At 43.8% G+C, this 18,258-nt stretch carries 20 protein-coding genes; 7 read left to right on the forward strand and 13 right to left on the reverse strand.

Annotated elements, in window-relative coordinates:
• Positions 1 to 8 precede the first annotated feature (8 nt).
• Genes rpoN through ACGF7G_RS17650 form a run of 7 tightly spaced genes read right to left on the reverse strand, consistent with a single transcriptional unit; the run spans position 9 to position 5,868 of the window.
• Entirely contained in the window at positions 9 to 1,448 is a 1,440-nt protein-coding gene (gene rpoN, locus ACGF7G_RS17620) for an RNA polymerase factor sigma-54 (protein ID WP_387467193.1), read from the reverse strand.
• A gap of 27 nt (positions 1,449 to 1,475) precedes the next feature.
• Positions 1,476 to 2,201, reverse strand: a complete 726-nt coding sequence (gene lptB / locus ACGF7G_RS17625) for an LPS export ABC transporter ATP-binding protein (protein ID WP_387467194.1) — start codon at positions 2,199 to 2,201, stop codon at positions 1,476 to 1,478.
• Between the two features lie 6 nt (positions 2,202 to 2,207).
• Positions 2,208 to 2,741, reverse strand: a complete 534-nt coding sequence (gene lptA / locus ACGF7G_RS17630) for a lipopolysaccharide ABC transporter substrate-binding protein LptA (protein ID WP_387467196.1) — start codon at positions 2,739 to 2,741, stop codon at positions 2,208 to 2,210.
• Positions 2,722 to 3,300, reverse strand: coding sequence for an LPS export ABC transporter periplasmic protein LptC (gene lptC / locus ACGF7G_RS17635; RefSeq protein WP_387467198.1), 579 nt, complete (start codon positions 3,298 to 3,300; stop codon positions 2,722 to 2,724). The genes lptA and lptC overlap by 20 nt, the downstream gene beginning before the upstream one ends.
• A gap of 20 nt (positions 3,301 to 3,320) precedes the next feature.
• Complete coding sequence (gene kdsC / locus ACGF7G_RS17640; protein WP_133815577.1) at positions 3,321 to 3,884, reverse strand: 3-deoxy-manno-octulosonate-8-phosphatase KdsC; 564 nt, start codon at positions 3,882 to 3,884, stop codon at positions 3,321 to 3,323.
• Between the two features lie 17 nt (positions 3,885 to 3,901).
• On the reverse strand, positions 3,902 to 4,870 hold the full coding sequence (gene kdsD, locus ACGF7G_RS17645; RefSeq protein WP_387467200.1) for an arabinose-5-phosphate isomerase KdsD: 969 nt from the start codon (positions 4,868 to 4,870) through the stop codon (positions 3,902 to 3,904).
• Between the two features lie 23 nt (positions 4,871 to 4,893).
• Positions 4,894 to 5,868: a calcium/sodium antiporter gene (locus tag ACGF7G_RS17650; RefSeq protein WP_387467202.1), complete on the reverse strand. Its 975-nt coding sequence runs from the start codon at positions 5,866 to 5,868 to the stop codon at positions 4,894 to 4,896.
• 228 nt (positions 5,869 to 6,096) lie between these two features.
• Here ACGF7G_RS17650 and mlaF point away from each other — a divergent pair, with 228 nt between their 5' ends.
• The 7 genes from mlaF (at position 6,097) to murA (ending at position 10,862) form a co-directional block, all read left to right on the forward strand.
• Complete coding sequence (mlaF, locus tag ACGF7G_RS17655; protein WP_387467204.1) at positions 6,097 to 6,900, forward strand: phospholipid ABC transporter ATP-binding protein MlaF; 804 nt, start codon at positions 6,097 to 6,099, stop codon at positions 6,898 to 6,900.
• Between the two features lie 10 nt (positions 6,901 to 6,910).
• Positions 6,911 to 7,693 (forward strand): lipid asymmetry maintenance ABC transporter permease subunit MlaE, encoded by a 783-nt coding sequence (mlaE, locus tag ACGF7G_RS17660; RefSeq protein ID WP_387467222.1) that lies wholly within the window; start codon positions 6,911 to 6,913, stop codon positions 7,691 to 7,693.
• 4 nt (positions 7,694 to 7,697) lie between these two features.
• Positions 7,698 to 8,213, forward strand: coding sequence for an outer membrane lipid asymmetry maintenance protein MlaD (gene mlaD, locus ACGF7G_RS17665; RefSeq protein WP_133815573.1), 516 nt, complete (start codon positions 7,698 to 7,700; stop codon positions 8,211 to 8,213).
• Between the two features lie 22 nt (positions 8,214 to 8,235).
• Positions 8,236 to 8,865, forward strand: a complete 630-nt coding sequence (gene mlaC / locus ACGF7G_RS17670) for a phospholipid-binding protein MlaC (RefSeq protein ID WP_387467206.1) — start codon at positions 8,236 to 8,238, stop codon at positions 8,863 to 8,865.
• A gap of 1 nt (position 8,866) precedes the next feature.
• Positions 8,867 to 9,160, forward strand: a complete 294-nt coding sequence (gene mlaB, locus ACGF7G_RS17675) for a lipid asymmetry maintenance protein MlaB (protein ID WP_387467207.1) — start codon at positions 8,867 to 8,869, stop codon at positions 9,158 to 9,160.
• Positions 9,161 to 9,302: 142 nt separating this feature from the next.
• Complete coding sequence (ibaG, locus tag ACGF7G_RS17680) at positions 9,303 to 9,557, forward strand: BolA family iron metabolism protein IbaG (RefSeq protein ID WP_011148158.1); 255 nt, start codon at positions 9,303 to 9,305, stop codon at positions 9,555 to 9,557.
• 51 nt (positions 9,558 to 9,608) lie between these two features.
• Positions 9,609 to 10,862 carry a UDP-N-acetylglucosamine 1-carboxyvinyltransferase gene (murA, locus tag ACGF7G_RS17685; protein ID WP_387467210.1) on the forward strand — a complete coding sequence of 418 codons (1,254 nt, stop codon included), beginning with the start codon at positions 9,609 to 9,611 and terminating at the stop codon, positions 10,860 to 10,862.
• A 324-nt stretch (positions 10,863 to 11,186) separates the two neighbouring features.
• On the opposite strand, the gene degS is transcribed toward murA, so the two are convergent.
• The 6 genes from degS to ACGF7G_RS17715 form a co-directional block, all read right to left on the reverse strand.
• Positions 11,187 to 12,245: an outer membrane-stress sensor serine endopeptidase DegS gene (degS, locus tag ACGF7G_RS17690; RefSeq protein ID WP_133815568.1), complete on the reverse strand. Its 1,059-nt coding sequence runs from the start codon at positions 12,243 to 12,245 to the stop codon at positions 11,187 to 11,189.
• 1,110 nt (positions 12,246 to 13,355) lie between these two features.
• On the reverse strand, positions 13,356 to 13,802 hold the full coding sequence (locus ACGF7G_RS17695) for a hypothetical protein (RefSeq protein WP_387467212.1): 447 nt from the start codon (positions 13,800 to 13,802) through the stop codon (positions 13,356 to 13,358).
• A 117-nt stretch (positions 13,803 to 13,919) separates the two neighbouring features.
• Complete coding sequence (locus ACGF7G_RS17700) at positions 13,920 to 14,339, reverse strand: SMI1/KNR4 family protein (protein WP_387467214.1); 420 nt, start codon at positions 14,337 to 14,339, stop codon at positions 13,920 to 13,922.
• Between the two features lie 9 nt (positions 14,340 to 14,348).
• Entirely contained in the window at positions 14,349 to 14,912 is a 564-nt protein-coding gene (locus ACGF7G_RS17705; protein WP_387467216.1) for an HNH/ENDO VII family nuclease, read from the reverse strand.
• Between the two features lie 321 nt (positions 14,913 to 15,233).
• Positions 15,234 to 15,581, reverse strand: a complete 348-nt coding sequence (locus ACGF7G_RS17710; protein WP_387467218.1) for an immunity 8 family protein — start codon at positions 15,579 to 15,581, stop codon at positions 15,234 to 15,236.
• A gap of 11 nt (positions 15,582 to 15,592) precedes the next feature.
• Positions 15,593 to 18,258: DUF637 domain-containing protein (locus ACGF7G_RS17715; RefSeq protein WP_387467220.1), on the reverse strand; the 2,666-nt coding region annotated here is incomplete at its 5' end.

An 18,258-nucleotide genomic window follows, 5' to 3' on the forward strand; every position in this document is an offset into this window, starting at 1 on the left:
TGTTCATTTCAAACCAGACGCTTACGTTGGTTTGATGGCGGAATGGATAACGACTCTCGATATTTTGCGACAGTCCGTCGGGCAACCATAATGCCTTGATCGGCTAGCATGCTCGTCAGTTTGCTGTCACTTAATGGTTTGGCGGAGTTTTCCGCTGCTACCAGTTTTTTCACCAAAGCCCGTATTGCAGTTGAAGAGGCTTCGCCTCCACTTTCTGTATTAACATGGCTGGAGAAAAAATACTTCAATTCAAAAATGCCACGTGGGCTGTGTAGGAATTTCTGGGTAGTCACCCTGGAAATGGTAGATTCATGCATATCAACCTGGAAGGCAATGTCTGCCAAAACCATGGGCTTCATATATTCTTCACCATGTTCAAAAAATTCCTGTTGCTGTTCTACAATGCAGCGCGTAACTTTCAGCAGAGTGTCATTTCGGCTTTTCAGGCTTTTGATAAGCCACTTAGCTTCCTGTAGGTTATTGCGGATAAACTGGCTGTCACTTTCATTGTGTGTATGTTGCCCAAGTTCTGCATAATGCTGATTAATGTGTAAACGCGGAATACTATCTGTATTCAATTCTACTTGCCAGTGCTCACTCTCTTTTCGAACCAGCACATCAGGGATGACATACTCTGATTCACCTGTGTTTACCGCCAAGCCAGGTCTTGGTTCAAGTGACTGAATTAAATCAATTACCTCTTTCAGTGTATCTTCTTTTAAGCGACTTAAGCGGATTAAATTGCGGAAATCCCGATTACCCAGTAACTCCAGATGTTCGCAGACGATCAGTTTCGCTTCTTCCAGATAAGGTGTTTCTGGTGGGAACATTGATAGCTGGATCAGTAGACAATCTTTCAGATTACGGGCAGCGACACCGATAGGATCGAAATGTTGCACTCGTTTGAGCACGGCCTCCACTTCTGTCAGAGTCAGTTGATCGTCGCCAATACTGGCAAGGATATCCTCTAGTGGTACAGTAAGGTAGCCTGTATCATCTACGGCATCAATGATTGATGTGGCAATTGCCGCGTCTGTTTCTGTGAAAGGGGTCAGTCCTGCCTGCCACATCAAATAGTCTTGCAGGGTTTGGACTGTTTCACCTTGGTAAAGCGGCAGGTCGTCATCACTATAGTCATTACGTGTACCGGAAGGTGTACCCGCTGTATAAATTTCATCCCAGCTGGCATCCAGTGGCAACTCATCTGGCATATCCTTTTGTTGCAGGGCATCAAGTGTATCCATAACGTCAGTTTCGTCGTCAGGAGACTCCTGATTACTGATTTCTTGATGATCTTCATCCTGCTCAAGCAAAGGGTTCATTTCTAACGCTTGTTGTATTTCCTGTTGAAGTTCAAGCGTAGAAAGTTGCAACAAACGAATGGCTTGTTGGAGCTGTGGTGTCATAGCCAGTTGCTGACTGAGCCTGAGTTGCAAACTTTGCTTCATAGCGTTAAATCAATTCTCCTGGCTGAATTAGAGCCGGAAACCTTCGCCTAAATAAACGCGCTTAACCTGTTCATTATTAAGGATATTATTCGGTGTGCCATGAGCAATCAGCTGCCCTTGGCTGACAATATAAGCACGCTCACATACATCCAATGTTTCACGGACGTTATGATCTGTGATCAGGACGCCTAACCCATAATCTCTCAAATGTTGAATGATCTTTTTGATATCGATAACTGAGATTGGATCTACGCCGGCGAAAGGTTCATCCAGCAAAATAAATTTAGGGTTGGCTGCCAGCGCACGGGCAATCTCTACGCGGCGACGCTCACCACCGGAAAGTGATTGACCGAGATTGTCTCGCAGGTGGCTGATATGGAACTCCTCCATCAGCTCTTCGGCACGTTCCTTCCGTTGCTCCTGAGTCAGATCCTGACGGATCTCCAATACGGCCATCAGATTGTCGAAGACGCTCAGACGGCGGAAAATAGAAGCTTCCTGAGGCAAGTAGCCAATACCACGGCGCGCCCGTTCGTGAAGTGGCAGCAGGCTAATATCTTCGCCATCAATGGTAATAGTCCCGGCATCCCGTGCAACAATGCCTACGACCATATAAAAAGTCGTGGTTTTCCCTGCACCGTTAGGGCCAAGCAGGCCAACAATTTCACCGGAGTTCACGTTTAAGCTGACATTTTCAACGACCTTACGGCCTTTATAAGTTTTTGCCAGGTTTTCTGCGTTTAGTATTGCCATATCTCGTTATTTACTCTTGTTGTTAACCGCAGGGTCTTCTTTTTGTAACTGAGAAGGTAACAGAATGGTTGTCACTCGTTTACCTTTGTCACTGAACGCTTCCATTTGCTGGGTTGGGACCAGATAGGTGATACGGTCGGCTTTTATATTGCTGTCTAACTGTTCAAGGTAAGCGTTGCCGGTCAGTGTAACCAGCTCTTTATCCATTTCGTAACGCATTTTAGAACCGTGGCCTTTGATTGGTTTACCGTTATCTTGTAGCTGATAGAAAGTTACCGGATTACCAAATGCCTCAACAATCATTTTCTTCGAATCACCGTCTGGTTGGGTTACAACAACTTTGTCAGCGTGGATATCAATAGAACCCTGTTTAATGATCACATTTTCTGTAAATGTGGAAGTGTTCCTTGTTATGTCAAGAGATTGTTTAACAGAAGCAATAGAAATCGGTTTCTGTGTATCATCTTTCAGTGCCAGAGCGGGAAGGCTGGCAGTAAAAATGGCACTGGCAATAACAGCATTACGGATTTTGTTGTTCATGTTGGATCTCATAGTAGGTGTTAACCTTTTCAATCAGTTCAGCGGTTTTGTTCCGCAGATTGCCACGCATTTTCATACCGACGGACTTCAATCCTACGCCAATCAGTGTGACCTGATCGTCGGATGAAACATCCTGAGTTACCAGATTGACGATAGCATTTTCTGTGGTAATACGCTGTAATTGTGCCGTATCAGTCAGGCTGTCAACCTGCACATCTCCGTAAAGATAGAGCATTTTGTCGTTGGTCAGTTTGGCTTTGTTCGCACGAACTGTCCATGTAGCAATGGCGTTTGAGTCATATGTTGTTAATACCGGCTTGGTAAACCAGGTAAGTTTTGACTCAGCATAATTCTGGACGTCATCGGCGACCAGTTTATACGTCAGCTTACCCGTAGGATCATAAACAAAGGTTATGGTTTCCTGACTTTGGTATGTTGGCTGACTGTTATCTGTAACAGAAGATGAGTTAGTCTCGTCTGAATCAGATAAGTTCCAGCCAATTAACGCAAGGGTGATTAACGCCAGTATTATGGTCAGCCAGGATTTGATTTTATCCATTCTCGTTTCGTTTCAACCTACTATATTGATAATCCTTTGGCCTCTTCCAGCTTATTCTGAGCGAAAAGCACCAAATCACAAAGCTCTCTTACCGCACCGCGACCCCCAGCAATCCGGGTGACATAATGTGCTTTTGGTAATAGCAGTGGATGCGCGTCTGCCACAGCGACAGATAAGCCCACTTGTTCCATGACTGGCCAGTCAATCAGATCATCACCGATGTAAGCAACTTGTTCTGGTGTTAGTCCCAGTTTATCTAACAGTTCTCTATACGCCAAAACCTTATCACTTTGTCCTTGGTAAAGATGTGTAATGCCCAGTGTGTTTGCTCGATCTTCCAGCAATTTTGCCTTACGGCCGGTAATAATAGCGACTTCGATTCCTGAAGTAATCAAGCAGCGAATCCCGTAACCATCACGAACGTTAAACGTTTTCAATTCTTCGCCGTTATTGCCCATATATATCAGGCCATCAGACATCACACCGTCAACGTCGCAAATCAGCAGACGGATTCTACCGGCTTTTTCAATAATGTCTTTATTAACTGGACCATAACAGGTATCCAGATAAACTAATTGGCTCATTAAGATGTTCTCTCGGGTTAAACTACGCCAGCTTGTAACAGGTCATGCATATGTAATACACCAAGTAATTTATTTTCCTCGGTAACCAGTAAGGAAGTGATATGGTGTGACTGCATTAAGTTTAATGCATCAACGGCAAGGGCATTTGGTTTGATACGGATACCGCCGGCGGTCATAACAGCTGAAATTTTGACATTGTACAAATCAATTCCCATATCAAACACTCTCCGCAAGTCACCATCGGTAAAAATACCATCAATATACATATTTTCATCGCAAACGACGGTCATACCCAGTTTTTGGCGGGTGATTTCGACCAGTGCTTCACGTAAAGAGGCATCGCGATTCACTCTTGGGATATCATCACCTGTATTCATTAAATCACTCACCAACAGCAGAAGTTTGCGTCCAAGTGTACCGCCTGGGTGTGATAGTGCGAAGTCTTCAGCAGTGAAGCCGCGAGCCTGGAGCAATGCAACCGCTAAAGCATCACCCATAACCAATGTTGCTGTTGTGCTGGTTGTTGGCGCTAAACCTAACGGACAGGCTTCCTGTGGGACTTTGATACACAGGTGGATATCCGCCGCTTTTCCCATATTGCTGTTGTAATTGTTAGTCATGCAGATAAGCGGAATTTTTTGGCGTTTCAATGCGGGGATCAATGACAGAATTTCATTGGATTCACCCGAATTTGAGATGGCCAAAACGATATCTTTAGGTGTAACCATACCGAGATCACCGTGGCTGGCTTCTCCCGGATGAACGAAAAAGGAGGGTGTACCCGTACTGGCGAAAGTTGCAGCAATTTTACACCCGATGTGGCCGGATTTGCCCATCCCCATGACAATAACCTTACCTTCACAGTTGAATATCAGTTCACAGGTGCGGGCAAAATCTTCATTGATATATTGTTCAAGTTCTGCCAACCCATCACGTTCTATCTGTAAAACTTTCTTACCCGCTTGCTGAAAATCAATCTTAGGCATTTCTTTTTCCTACTAATTTGTGTTTATTCAGTACTGTAATTGCAAATAAACAGCACGATAAAATAAGCGATAAAGCAGCTTAATAACAGGACACCTTTAAATCGGTTTAACCGGTGTTTACGACCCAGACAAAATGCAGCAAATATTGTGCTGGCTACCATCATCACCCAAAAATCACGATGGAAAGATTCAGGTGAAATGATTGCTGGTGAGAGTAATGCGGGAAGGCCCAAAACAATTGATATATTGAATATATTCGACCCTATAATATTCCCGAATGCAATATCATCTTCCCCTTTGAACGCGGCTGCAATAGAGGTCGCTAATTCTGGCAGACTGGTGCCGACTGCAAGCACAGTAAGCCCGATAACTAATTCACTAATACCATAAATGCGGGCAATAACCGTTGCATTATCAATAACCATACGGGTTGCCATAGGTAAAATAATCAACCCTAAGAGTATCCAAAGCAGGGCAATGCGTTTATTGCCTTCCAGCGGTAATTCAGAAACCTGCTCTTGTGTGTAAATATCAGCTTCGGCACAGCGTGGCAGAGCAGCCATTTTTATCATCAGTAATATATACGCAATGCCAGAAACCAGTAATACTAACCCGTCCATCCGGCTGAGATAGTTATCACTCATCAAATAACCACAGAAAGCGGTGATCAGCAGCATTAAAGGCAGTTCTTGCCGTAGCATTTCTGATTTTACTTCCAGTGGGCGAATAAGTGCAGCAGCGCCGGTTATCAGCAGCAGATTGGTAATGTTGGAGCCAATAACATTACCAACAGCCATATCAGGTTGGTTATCCAGCATGGCAGTAACTGAAACCATCAATTCGGGCAGAGACGTTCCGATGCCAACAATGGTAATACCAATAATAAAGGGAGGCAGTCCCAGAGTACGGGCAAAAATTGCAGCACCATATACTAATCTATCGGAACCATATACCAGTAAAATCAACCCGGTAATTAAGAGTAAAAAGGTCAGAAGCATGGAGCGTCCCTTGTAAGGTATATTCCGAATTTAATATTAACGTTGGTTGATTTCTTAAACAAAAATTGTTTGTTCAGTGAGATGGGGTATATTCTGACGGCGGAGGATGGAAAAGTAAAATTTGTCACAACTTTAGTGGCGAAAATTCTCCCGCTTTTTTGTAGTATGTATGATTAATATATGAACCAAATATAAAGCCAATTTATTAACCGTTAAGGTCTATCAATAATGAGTCAACAAACAGCAAATCTCATCGAGATCCGTGGCATGTATTTTACCCGTGGTAACCGTCCGATTTTTGCTGATATTAATCTGGCGGTGCCCAAAGGAAAAGTCACTGCAATCATGGGGCCTTCTGGGATAGGGAAAACAACACTATTACGGTTGATTGGCGGGCAGTTGCGTCCTGAACAGGGAGAAATCTGGTTTGATGGTGATAATATTCCTGCTTTATCCCGTTCTCGCTTGTATGCTGCCCGTAAGAAGATGAGTATGTTGTTTCAGTCTGGGGCATTATTCACTGATCTAAATGTCTTTGAGAACGTCGCTTTTCCGTTGCGTGAACATACGAATCTGCCTGAAGAAATTATACAGACGACTGTCATGATGAAATTGGAAGCTGTTGGGTTACGTGGTGCTGCGAATTTGATGCCTTCTGAACTTTCCGGTGGTATGGCAAGGCGTGCTGCTCTGGCTCGCGCCATTGCCCTTGATCCTGATCTGATTATGTTTGATGAGCCTTTTGTTGGTCAGGACCCGATTACGATGGGGGTTTTGGTGAAACTCATTGACGAACTGAATAAGGCGCTTGGTGTGACCTGTGTGGTCGTTTCCCACGATGTGCCGGAAGTTCTGAGCATTGCAGATTATGCTTATATTATGGCTGAACAACAGATTATTGCCGAGGGTACCGCTCAACAGTTGCAGTCTAATGCTGATCAGCGAGTACGGCAATTTCTTGATGGCATTGCTGACGGGCCGGTACCTTTCCGTTTCCCGGCAGGGGATTATAAAACTGAGTTATTAGGATAGTGGAATGTTGATATTAACACAGGCGCTGGTGGCACTTGGCAGGCGGGCTATTGAGGTATTCGCCTCTTTTGGCCGTGCAGGTTTTATGCTGTTTAGCGCGATAATTGGCAAGCCAGAACCTGCCAGACAATGGCCATTACTTCGACAACAGCTTTACAGCGTAGGTGTTCGGTCATTGTTGATTATCATGGTTTCAGGGTTATTTATTGGCATGGTACTCGGCTTACAGGGGTATCTGATACTGACAACATACAGCGCAGAAGCCAGCCTTGGTATGATGGTGGCGCTGTCTCTGCTACGTGAGCTGGGGCCGGTTGTCACTGCATTGCTGTTTGCCGGTCGTGCAGGATCAGCGCTAACCGCAGAAATCGGTTTGATGAAAGCCACGGAACAAATTTCCAGTCTGGAGATGATGGCGGTAGATCCATTACGACGTGTGATAGCACCCCGTTTCTGGGCCGGGTTTATCAGTATGCCGTTATTATCCTTGATTTTTGTGGCTGTAGGCATTTGGGGTGGCGCAGTGGTTGGTGTTGATTGGAAGGGGATCGACAGCGGTTTTTTCTGGTCTGCAATGCAGTCTGCTATCGAGTGGCAGAAAGATTTACTTAACTGTTTTATTAAAAGTGTCGTTTTTGCCATTACCGTGACTTGGATTGCTTTATTTAATGGTTATGATGCGATCCCCACCTCAGAAGGGATCAGTCGGGCAACAACCAGAACGGTAGTTCATGCGTCGTTAGCCGTTTTAGGTTTGGATTTTGTGCTGACAGCACTCATGTTTGGGAATTAAGTCAATGCAAAGCAAGAAAATTGAAATTTGGGTTGGGTTTTTTGTCTTGATTGCACTGGCTGCAATCGTCTTTTTATGCCTGAAAGTGGCAGATATTAAATCGGTTGGTAACCAACCGACTTACCGTTTATACGCAACTTTTGACAATATCGGCGGTCTTAAAGTGCGCTCACCGGTAAAAATTGGTGGTGTGGTGATTGGTCGTGTTGCAACTATCTCTCTTGATGAAAAAACTTATACACCCCAGGTGGCGCTCGATATCATGGAGCAATATGACCGCATTCCTGATACCAGTTCTCTTTCCATCCGCACTTCTGGTCTATTGGGTGAACAATACATTGCTCTGAATATGGGGTTTGAAGATCCCGATATGGGAACCCGTATCCTGAAAGAGGGAGACCGTGTGCAGGATACCAAATCAGCGATGGTACTTGAGGATCTGATTGGTCAATTCTTGTATAAGGGGGGCGATAACGCCCAGAGTGGGGCAGAACAGACTCCAGCACCAACCCACAATTAAATATCATTAAGAGGAACCAATTATGTTGAAGAGATTATTAATGGTGGCGCTGTTGGTGGTGGCGCCATTCGCTAGCGCAGTTGATCAGACGAACCCTTACAAGTTGATGCAGGATGCGGCAGAAAAGACGTTTACCCGCTTGAAGAATAGTCAGGCACAGATTCGTCAAAATCCAGATTATTTGCGCCAGGTGGTGAAAGAAGAATTACTGCCCTATGTACATATCAAATATGCTGGGGCATTAGTTCTGGGGAGCTATTATAAAGATTCGACGCCAGCACAACGCGAGGCTTATTTTACCGCATTTGAATCTTACCTTGAGCAGGTTTATGGGCAGGCTCTGGCAATGTATCAGGATCAAACTTATCAGATTGATCCTGAAAAACCATTGGGAGACAACAATATCGTTGCGATTCGTGTCACTATTATTGATTCGAATGGTCGCCCGCCAGTTCGCCTTGATTTTCAGTGGCGTAAAAACAGCAAAACGGGTTATTGGCAGGCATACGATATGATTGCTGAAGGCGTCAGTATGATTACAACTAAGCAGAGTGAATGGGCTTCTATCTTACGTCGGCAAGGTATTGATGGTTTGACTAAACAACTTGAAATCAGTGCCCGGCAGCCCATTACGCTGGAAGAGAAAAAGTAACATGAATGAGAGACTGAGCTGGGAAAAAACAGGGCAAATATTGATCCTCAAAGGTATTTTGGATCGTGACACTTTGCTGCCTCTCTGGCAGCAAAAAGAAAAATTACTGGCCGGTATCAACGGCGTCAATGTGTCACAGCTTGAGCATGTGGATTCTACCGGGTTGGCTCTTTTAATCCGTTTTAAACATCATATGCGAAAAGAAGGGGTTAAACTGCTATTTTCCGGCGTCAGTGAACGGCTTGGCACCTTGATTACGCTTTACGATCTGCAAGAAATTATCATTGATAGCTAGCCGATAATCTCAGTAATTATCTGTATAATCAGCGCCCTTGTAATCAGAAATGTGACAAGGGCGTTTTCATAGTTTAAGAGTCAGTCGGATTCTATTAGGATAGACGACGGTCTATTATTTCTAACTACAGAATTGAGCAATTATGGATACCAATGAGATTAAACAAGTGCTGATGGATAAATTAGCACTGGATGAAGTCATCGTTAACGGAGATGGCAGCCATTTCCAGGTTATTGTGGTTGGTGAAATGTTTGCTGGCATGAGCCGGGTAAAACAGCAGCAAGCCGTTTATGCGCCTTTGATGGAATACATTGCTGACAATCGTATTCATGCCTTGTCAATCAAAGCCTATACACCGGATGATTGGAAACGGGATCGTAAGCTCAACGGTTTTTAATGCTGTTTGCCTCGCCGCGAACAGCAAATTATATAAAGAGAGTCATCACAGATGGATAAATTTCGTGTGAAGGGGCCAACTCGTCTGTCGGGTGAGGTTTCTATTTCCGGGGCAAAAAATGCTGCACTGCCAATCCTGTTCGCCGCGTTGTTGGCTGAAGAGCCTGTTGAGTTGCAAAATGTTCCAGAACTGAAAGACATTGATACCACTATCAAATTATTGAATCGCCTTGGAACCAAAATTGAGCGTAATGGTTCTGTCTTTGTGGATGCCCGCGGTGTAAATCAATATTGTGCGCCTTACGATCTGGTAAAAACGATGCGTGCCTCTATTTGGGCGTTAGGTCCGCTGGTCGCGCGTTTTGGTCAGGGGCAAGTTTCTTTACCGGGTGGTTGTGCGATTGGCGCACGTCCGGTTGATCTGCATATCAGTGGCCTGGAACAGTTAGGGGCTGAAATTGTGCTGGAAGAGGGCTACGTTAAAGCTTCCGTTAATGGGCGTCTGAAAGGGGCTTGCATTGTGATGGATAAAGTCAGCGTTGGGGCGACAGTCACGATTATGACTGCGGCAACACTGGCTGAAGGGACAACGGTTATTGAGAATGCGGCACGCGAACCTGAAATTGAAGATACCGCCAATTTTCTCAATACTCTGGGCGCAAAAATTACAGGTGCAGGTACTGACCATATCATCATTGAAGGCGTAGAACGCCTTGGTGGTGGTGTATACCGGGTATTACCCGATCGGATTGAGACAGGTACCTTTCTTGTTGCGGCTACGATATCCGGTGGTAAGGTCGTTTGCCGTCATGCTCAACCGGATACACTGGATGCAGTATTGGCTAAATTGCGTGAGGCGGGGGCTGATATTGAAATTGGTAAAGACTGGATAAGCCTTGATATGCACGGTAAACGACCCAAGGCTGTGACATTGCGTACTGCGCCACATCCCGGTTTCCCGACAGATATGCAAGCACAGTTCAGTTTACTGAATTTGGTTGCAGAAGGGGTTGGGATGATCACCGAAACTATTTTCGAAAACCGTTTCATGCATATCCCTGAATTAATTCGTATGGGTGCTCATGCTGAAATTGAAAGCAATACGGTGCTTTGTCACGGTGTTAAAAAGCTTTCTGGTGCTCAGGTCATGGCGACTGATTTACGCGCATCAGCAAGCTTGGTTCTGGCGGGTTGTATTGCGGAAGGTGTGACTGTTGTTGACCGCATCTATCATATTGACCGTGGTTATGAGCATATTGAAGATAAACTGCGTGGGCTTGGTGCGGATATTGAACGCGTGAAATAAGCGGAAAAGTGATTTTACTTTCTTAATTTGGAAATAAGAAATAGAGGTCGTGATCGAGTAGCTGCGGTAATCGCCAATTTTCTTATTTCCTTTAATGCTAAAGACGTTCCTATATACAGTGTCAAATACGGATGTTTTTGACACATATTGCCCGTATGCTAGAAATAATTCTCATGTGACTTGCTCCCACCACTCATAATTTTATCCAGCAAGATAAACTGGTTGAAAGCTTTCCATCTATAACTTCTATTACTTCATCTGGATATGGTCCACAAACATTTTCTTTAATTGAATGGTAATTCACTGAAACGTTATAGATTATCGTTAACTTTCAAACTCTTCAACGGTCACTTGCAGTGATAATATTTTCCCATTGCGCAATAAAGTGATAGGAACAACGCTGCCGGGGCGTATTTCAGCCACTTGATCCATTGTTTCAGCCGCAGAAATAGCTGGCTTATTATTTACACTGATAATGATATCATCGATCTTAATACCGGCTTTTTGAGCGGGCCCATTTGGAGTAACCTGGAATATCCGTAACCCCTGAATTTGATTAATATTGCCGTTATAAGAGCGAATATGTGGAAGTTCCTGTGATGTTATGCCGATAAAGCCCCGGATAACCCGTCCGTCACGAATAAGTTTCTGCATAATCTTTGTGGCGAGTTCGGTAGGAATAGCAAAACCCAGCCCTTCTGGTGTTTCACCGTTTTCACTTTTATCAAATGATAATGTGTTGATACCTATCAGTTCACCAAGGGTATTAATCAACGCCCCGCCAGAATTACCTTGATTAATCGAAGCATCGGTCTGGAGAAAGTTTTGGCGTCGGGTGGGGCTTAATCCAACGCGACCAGTAGCGCTAATAATCCCTTGGGTAATGGTTTGCCCTAAATTGTAAGGGTTACCAATGGCGAGAACGACATCTCCCACATGAGCAACTCTATTTGGGTTAATAGTAATGACAGGCAGGTTCTCGGCATCAATTTTCAGGACAGCAAGATCCGTTAAGCTATCAGAGCCGATAACCAGGGCTTCATAAAAATGACCATTTTGCAGTGCAACAATAATTTGTCCTGCATTGTTGATGACATGTTTATTGGTGAGAATATAACCCTTATCACTCATGATGACACCGGAACCGAGGGTATGATTTTCTCTGCCTTCATGAGAAAAACTACCCATGTTACTGCTATAGACGTTAACCACTGCGGGTGCTGCTTTACGGACACCTTGATTAAAGCTGAATGGAATTTCATCATTATTGTTGCTGATTATTGCAGATACCAGCCCGTTAGGGCGCAGCGATGGAACGGTAATCAGCAAAATTACAGCTACAAGTAATCCCAAAAAAGCAGAACGCAGTAACTTGGCAAACATGGGTATTATTCAGTGTGAGTTAGTGAATAACTGTAGGATAACATATGAAATTAGCAAACACAGCATTGCTCTGTATCTCAGATTGCTGACCTTTTAGCACCTCGACTATCACTGCTGAGTATTTAGTAAGGTAAGATTAAATATGCTTTATCTGAAAGTGATAAAATAGCCGTTAAGAAAAGCTATTGTTTTGTCTGTCAGCGTGGTTTTAAAATCTGAAAAAAATGGCAAGCACATCATGAAAAAAACAGGTGAAAACTTTAATCATTAAAAGTAAAAATAATTTATTAAGGATTTTTAAAGTGGACGGATTCACACAATAAATGCAAGGCGGATTCGATTAAATCATTTATTTTAGGATTTTGTTATTCTTATTTTTTACGAATAATTATATAACCTTTTGATAAATAATCAATTTTAAGATTGAAAGCGTGATTAAATCCGGCTCTTTTTTAAATATATTGTCTGAATAACCCATTATATATTCTTATGTGTCTTTTTGCAGGGTATATAAGCATTAATAAATATAATGATTTTCCTCGTTTTCACTGATAGATTTATGATGAGTAGGTTTTTAACCTCTGGTTTTAATTGGTGTAATAAAGTTTTATCCGTTGTTTTTACTGTTTTTAACACTTGTTTTTTATTAAGTTTAATCATCATGGTATATTGTTTTTTACGTTTAATCAATGTTAACCATATTCGCTTTATCTTTATTGAAGCTGTTTTACTGGCAATTCTGATCAGCTTTTATAAGTTACCATCCTTTGTTTTATCTTCATAAATAAACTCGTAAATAGCTTGGTAGTATAAAGATACCCCATTATGTTTTTTCAGATAATATTCTTTTTCTCGCTGATTTATTTTAAGTTTTCTGTTAATGGTTAATGTCATCTAGAAAACTGTACTTATAGTTAAATCCGTCTTTTATATAAAATCTTTAATACATCTGTTTTTGTGCTTTTAAATGGTTATGGCAGGACAGGTAAATGTAAAATAAGCGAAGGATAACGTCGTCGATGAATACTTCCCAACAATCGAAGCAACCGGAACTTTACCACCAATACCGGCAGATTCTACCTCTTCTTTGGCTATCAGTGCACCTTTTTCCTAGGCGGTCAGGGCGTTATATAACAGTCCTAAATCGTTCTGGTTTTCTGTCGTCACAAACTGGCTGAGACGATGAGCATCTTCTTCCGACAAGCCGAACATCCATCTCAGGCCACTAACGGCATCGGCTGTTTTTATTCCCCCTTCCATTTCAGCTTGGTAGGTTAGCGTACATAATCCACCGCTCCCGGCACAGTCAGACAACATTTCTGCCCGTTGTGCAGCGCTGAGTTCTCCGTATTTGTTCCAGATGGCTTCGGTAGAGGCACCTTGCTTATTGGCTTTTTGAAGTTCTCTGGTCAGATTGTAAACATGCATGGAATGCAGGTGATTGAAGAGGATCACGATTTCACCGGCACTAGCACCACTGTTAGCACCTTCTGCGCTATTAGTTGCAATCGCACCAGCAACGCCGCCGATAATTTTACCGCCAGCCTGAATGCTCATGGGGTCGCTGAACGTTTTATCCAGCGTGATTGCTGCCGGTTTTTTTAATAATTTTTACTGATAAAGTAGTAACCAGCGCATTAAAGAAACCCCAGTTGTAGCTGGGGTGAGTATTTATTAATAACTATTTATCCATACTTGTTGGATCCAATCGGTGATATCTGACCACATCTCGTCACTATAGCCATCATGGGACCAGTATCTAACTTGACCATCAGCAAGCAGACAGTAATAGTTTCCGTTATCTTCACAAATAGGCAACCAGTCTTTAGGTACCCCTAACTTTCTTGCATCATCAAGAGATTGAGACAGCTCCCCATAATTTTTTTTATCTTTAGTTACTGACAATAATTCTATGGTTCCATAGAAAACATTTCCTATTTCCTTTAAGACTTTTTTATAATCAGCTGGAAAAGTGAAACCAATATCATGTTCATATTTTGTTAGTAACTCATCGTCTGGAAGGTCTATATTGTTTTTTTCTCCACCAGATAGAAGTTTTATCTGATCAATAACTTTATCTAAATCATTGTTCATTTTTTTCACCTATTTATAGCTTTTGGCCCTGTCTTTCCAATAGCTAATGCGCCATTTGTTAAATTCTGCTCTATTTATGCCTGAAGGAATACTATTATCATTAATATGTATAACTCCATGATTTTCTTTATGAAAAGACTGTGTGATTTCTGCAGTTGCGCCATCTTGTTTCTGTAACATGTGGTGAAGATTCACTGGTTTACCATCTGTACCGATTGGTGCGCGACCAGACGACATTAGCTCTACGTTCGTTTTTCCTGATTTTGGGTCAATATATTTTAGATCGAATATATCATTTCTCTGATAAACCTTATTCCCTTGAAATTCAATTGGATTAGCTGACCAGTATTTTCTTTCCTGCCCAAAATATTTCGCTGTATTAACTTCATCACTGGCCTTATTAATCAGTCTGGAAGCTTCTGCTACATCACTTTTAACTAACGCTTTCTCTGCCGCTTTAATCGTCTTCCCTGCGGCATCACCTGCACCGGGAATAATGGCTATCGCGGCTACCAGATAATCTAATGCGCTCTCAGCCTCTACAAAACCTTTAATATCCCCGATAACCGGCACGAAGTCAGTACCAAAGCTGATAATCTCTCCGGCTTGCTTACACGCCTGCGGTGACTGCTGACAAAAGGCTCTCTTTTTCTCCTCGTAAGCTTTGATTGTACCCCGTCTTTCTTTCTCAGCCGCAGACAGAAGGTGTGCCAGCGAATTATAGACAATAACGATTTCCTCGGTAATAGCACTACTGTTAGCGACGCCAGATTTGTGACCAATTTTTGCTGAGTAGGTAAGTAGTAACCAGAGGATAAAGAAACCCCAGCCAAATTCTGCCTCGTAACCAAGAGATTGAATTGAGAGGCAAGTATAGGGCTGGGGCTATCAATATCAGCTTTGGTAATCCTCATATTCCCAGGCAAAGACACGGGAGAGCTTTTCAGCTATTTCCTCCCAGTCTTTACATTCACACTTATCTATATAATCTGTTATGGTTTTGGTGATTTCAGCCAGATCATATTTTCGTATAAGTAACATATGCCTGATTAATTCTGGGGTCCAGTGATGTTTTAATAGCCAATCTGGAGTGCAGATAAATAAATCAAAATTATCTGCCCCTTCACTATCTTTTTCTCCAATGCGCAATATGACTCTTAATAAGAATTCATCTTCGTTATCAGGAAAATATGAATCTAGATCATAATCATCACTAGATATGCTTTTTAGTTCCGCTTTCATAAAAATTCATCCTATTGGATATCCAAATGACCGTTTCCTATCTTAATTTTATCGCTTGTAGATGGGTTTATTTTAAAGGTTTCAAAATTAGCTTGAGTTCCTGTTGAGGCATGCTTGCTATTTTTCTTCTCTGTCGGGAAACGATATATACGAGTACCATCAGCACTAACTAATCCAGTTCCATCACTGATTGGCCTCGCACCATCACCAACCCAAATTTTACCCAACCGATCAGCTTCTTCACGACTTCCATTTCCTATACCAAAGTTAACCTTACCATTGTCCCCTTTAATCGCAGCTGCTAGCCTTGAATCCTGCGAAGCAATGTTGTGCAAATTTTGTTTTGCCAAGTTATGTTTCAATTTTGGATAAGTTGCCGAGTTATATGCAGAGATTTCATCACTGACTTTATTAATCAGTTTAGACGCTTTTCCAACATCCCCATTCTTTAGTGCTTTCTCTGCCGCTTTAATCGTCTTCCCTGCGGCATCACTTGCACCGGGAATAATGGCTATCGCGGCTACCAGATAATCTAATGCGCTCTCAGCCTCTACAAAACCTTTAATATCCCCGATAACCGGCACGAAGTCAGTACCAAAGCTGATAATCTCTCCGGCTTGCTTACACGCCTCCGGTGACTGCTGACAAAAGGCTCTCTTTTTCTCCTCGTAAGCTTTGATTGTACCCCGTCTTTCTTTCTCTGCTGCGGACAGAAGGTGTGCCAGAGAATTATAGACAATAACTATTTCCCCAGCATTAGCACCACTGTTAGCACCTTCTGCGCTATGAGTTACAATCGCACCAGCCACGCCGCCGATAATTTTACCGCCAGCCTGAATGCTCATTGGGTCGCTGAACGTTTTATCCAGCGTGATTGCCGCCAGTTCTGCTGCCAACGCACCCGCCGCAGCCCCTTTGGCATTGCCTCCACCTATCTCGGCGGCCAGAGCGGATACCGCAGCATGGCTAATCGCTTTACCCGGCACACCAAGAATTTGGCCGTTATTGCCAATCAGATTGGCCCCTTCCGCATTCATCTGGCTACCAATATTAGACAGCAAAGCCGCAGTGAAATTGTCTTTAAAACTGCCGCCATTAATCGTTGTCCCCAGACTGGCACCGATAATGGACTGGCCCGCAACCCGTTGAGCCACTTTGCTCCAGTCGCCGTTGCTCAGGGAAGGTAATGTTGCCTTTGATGGATCCAGTTTTGCGCCATTCGCCGCGTTATCCCATCCCATCACCGTGTCAAAACCCGCCAGTGCGCCGCCCATTGCCATGGATGTGAAGATGGATTTAACCGTATCGCTGCTGCCCATGGCCTTTAAGGTTTTGGACAGGTCACCCTGATTATCCACCAGAGTGACCGCCGCCTGAGAGGCCAGCGCCGCCATGCCGGAAGCTGTCGCACCGTAAGCCATTGATCCCACAGTAGCCGCGGTGCTGGCGGTTGCCCCCGCAGCCGTCGCCGCTGAACCAGCCACAGAAGCCGTTATGCCTGCACCTGCCGTCACGGTAGCCACGGCAATCGCTATCACCGCCGAAACCACCGGATTCAGGTGCTGGCTTTTATAATCCCAGCTGTCATATGCATCGTTGACTAAGCTCCATTGCACATCCTGACGTTCACTCAGTCCTTTCAGCCAGGCGGTTTCCGGGGTATTACCGAGCACGGAGATGACAGCCTGTAATGACTGAACCTTTTGGGCTTTGATATCCGCGCTGACCCCGTTAGCGGCTTCGACGGTGAGTTTTCCACCGAGATGAATAGCAGGAAGCACCCAGGTATTTTCGGTGTAACCTTTATCTGTCTGCGTGATATAAAAGCCTTTGGAATGGGTAATCGTTTGCGCAAAAGTGCTGTTTTTTACCGCTTTGAAATTAACCTGACCGTGCGTACTGGTCAGTTTAGCATGTTGATTGGTGGTGATTTTGCTGGCTTCATAGGTGCTGTCATCCCGGCTTAACAGGTTAATATCACCGCCGGCGGTAAATTCAGTGACTTTGTTCGTGACATCATGACGGGTGCGTGTGGTGGTTTTCTTTCTGCCATACCACCGGCGTTTGGTCTCTGTTTTCTCATAGTGGCTGGACTCTTCCATCGCCTGAGCGTACAGGTAGCCGCCTTGTGCCGCGACATCCATTGCCCCTTTGGCCGCCAGTTTAGTGGTCTGGAAAAGGATACTGCCGTTTGAGATAAGCGTGAGTATGCCGCCACTGGTCAATTCGGTGCCTTGCTGGCTCACTGATTTGGTGAATTCCCTGCCGTTTTCCCGGTAGATGTGATTTTGCACCGATTCAAAACGCAGATTACCGCCGGAGGAGAGCGTGACATCACCGTCAGAAGTCAATTGAGTCCCCGCAGTGGTGATAGCGCCATTTGCTGCCATCGTCAGTTTTTTATCACCCCGGACTTGGGCAATAATATGTCGGTCATCCTTGTTGTTATCATTAGCCTGGTTAATTGCAGAATAAGCCAGGGCAGGTAATGTAATATTTCTTCCAGCGGATAATAATGTATTGCCGCTAGCCTGTATCTGAACGGCTTTCCCGTTAATATCACCGCCACTTATCAGGCTGATATTATTCTTTGCTGTGATCCTGCTGCCTAATACCAGTGAACGTGAAGGTGGAATATAATGACCCGATAAGAAAAGGCCTTCCAGTTTATGAAAAA

It is taken from the genome of Photorhabdus sp. RM323S (assembly GCF_042879375.1).
In the GTDB taxonomy this organism is placed as follows: Bacteria; Pseudomonadota; Gammaproteobacteria; order Enterobacterales; family Enterobacteriaceae; genus Photorhabdus; species Photorhabdus tasmaniensis.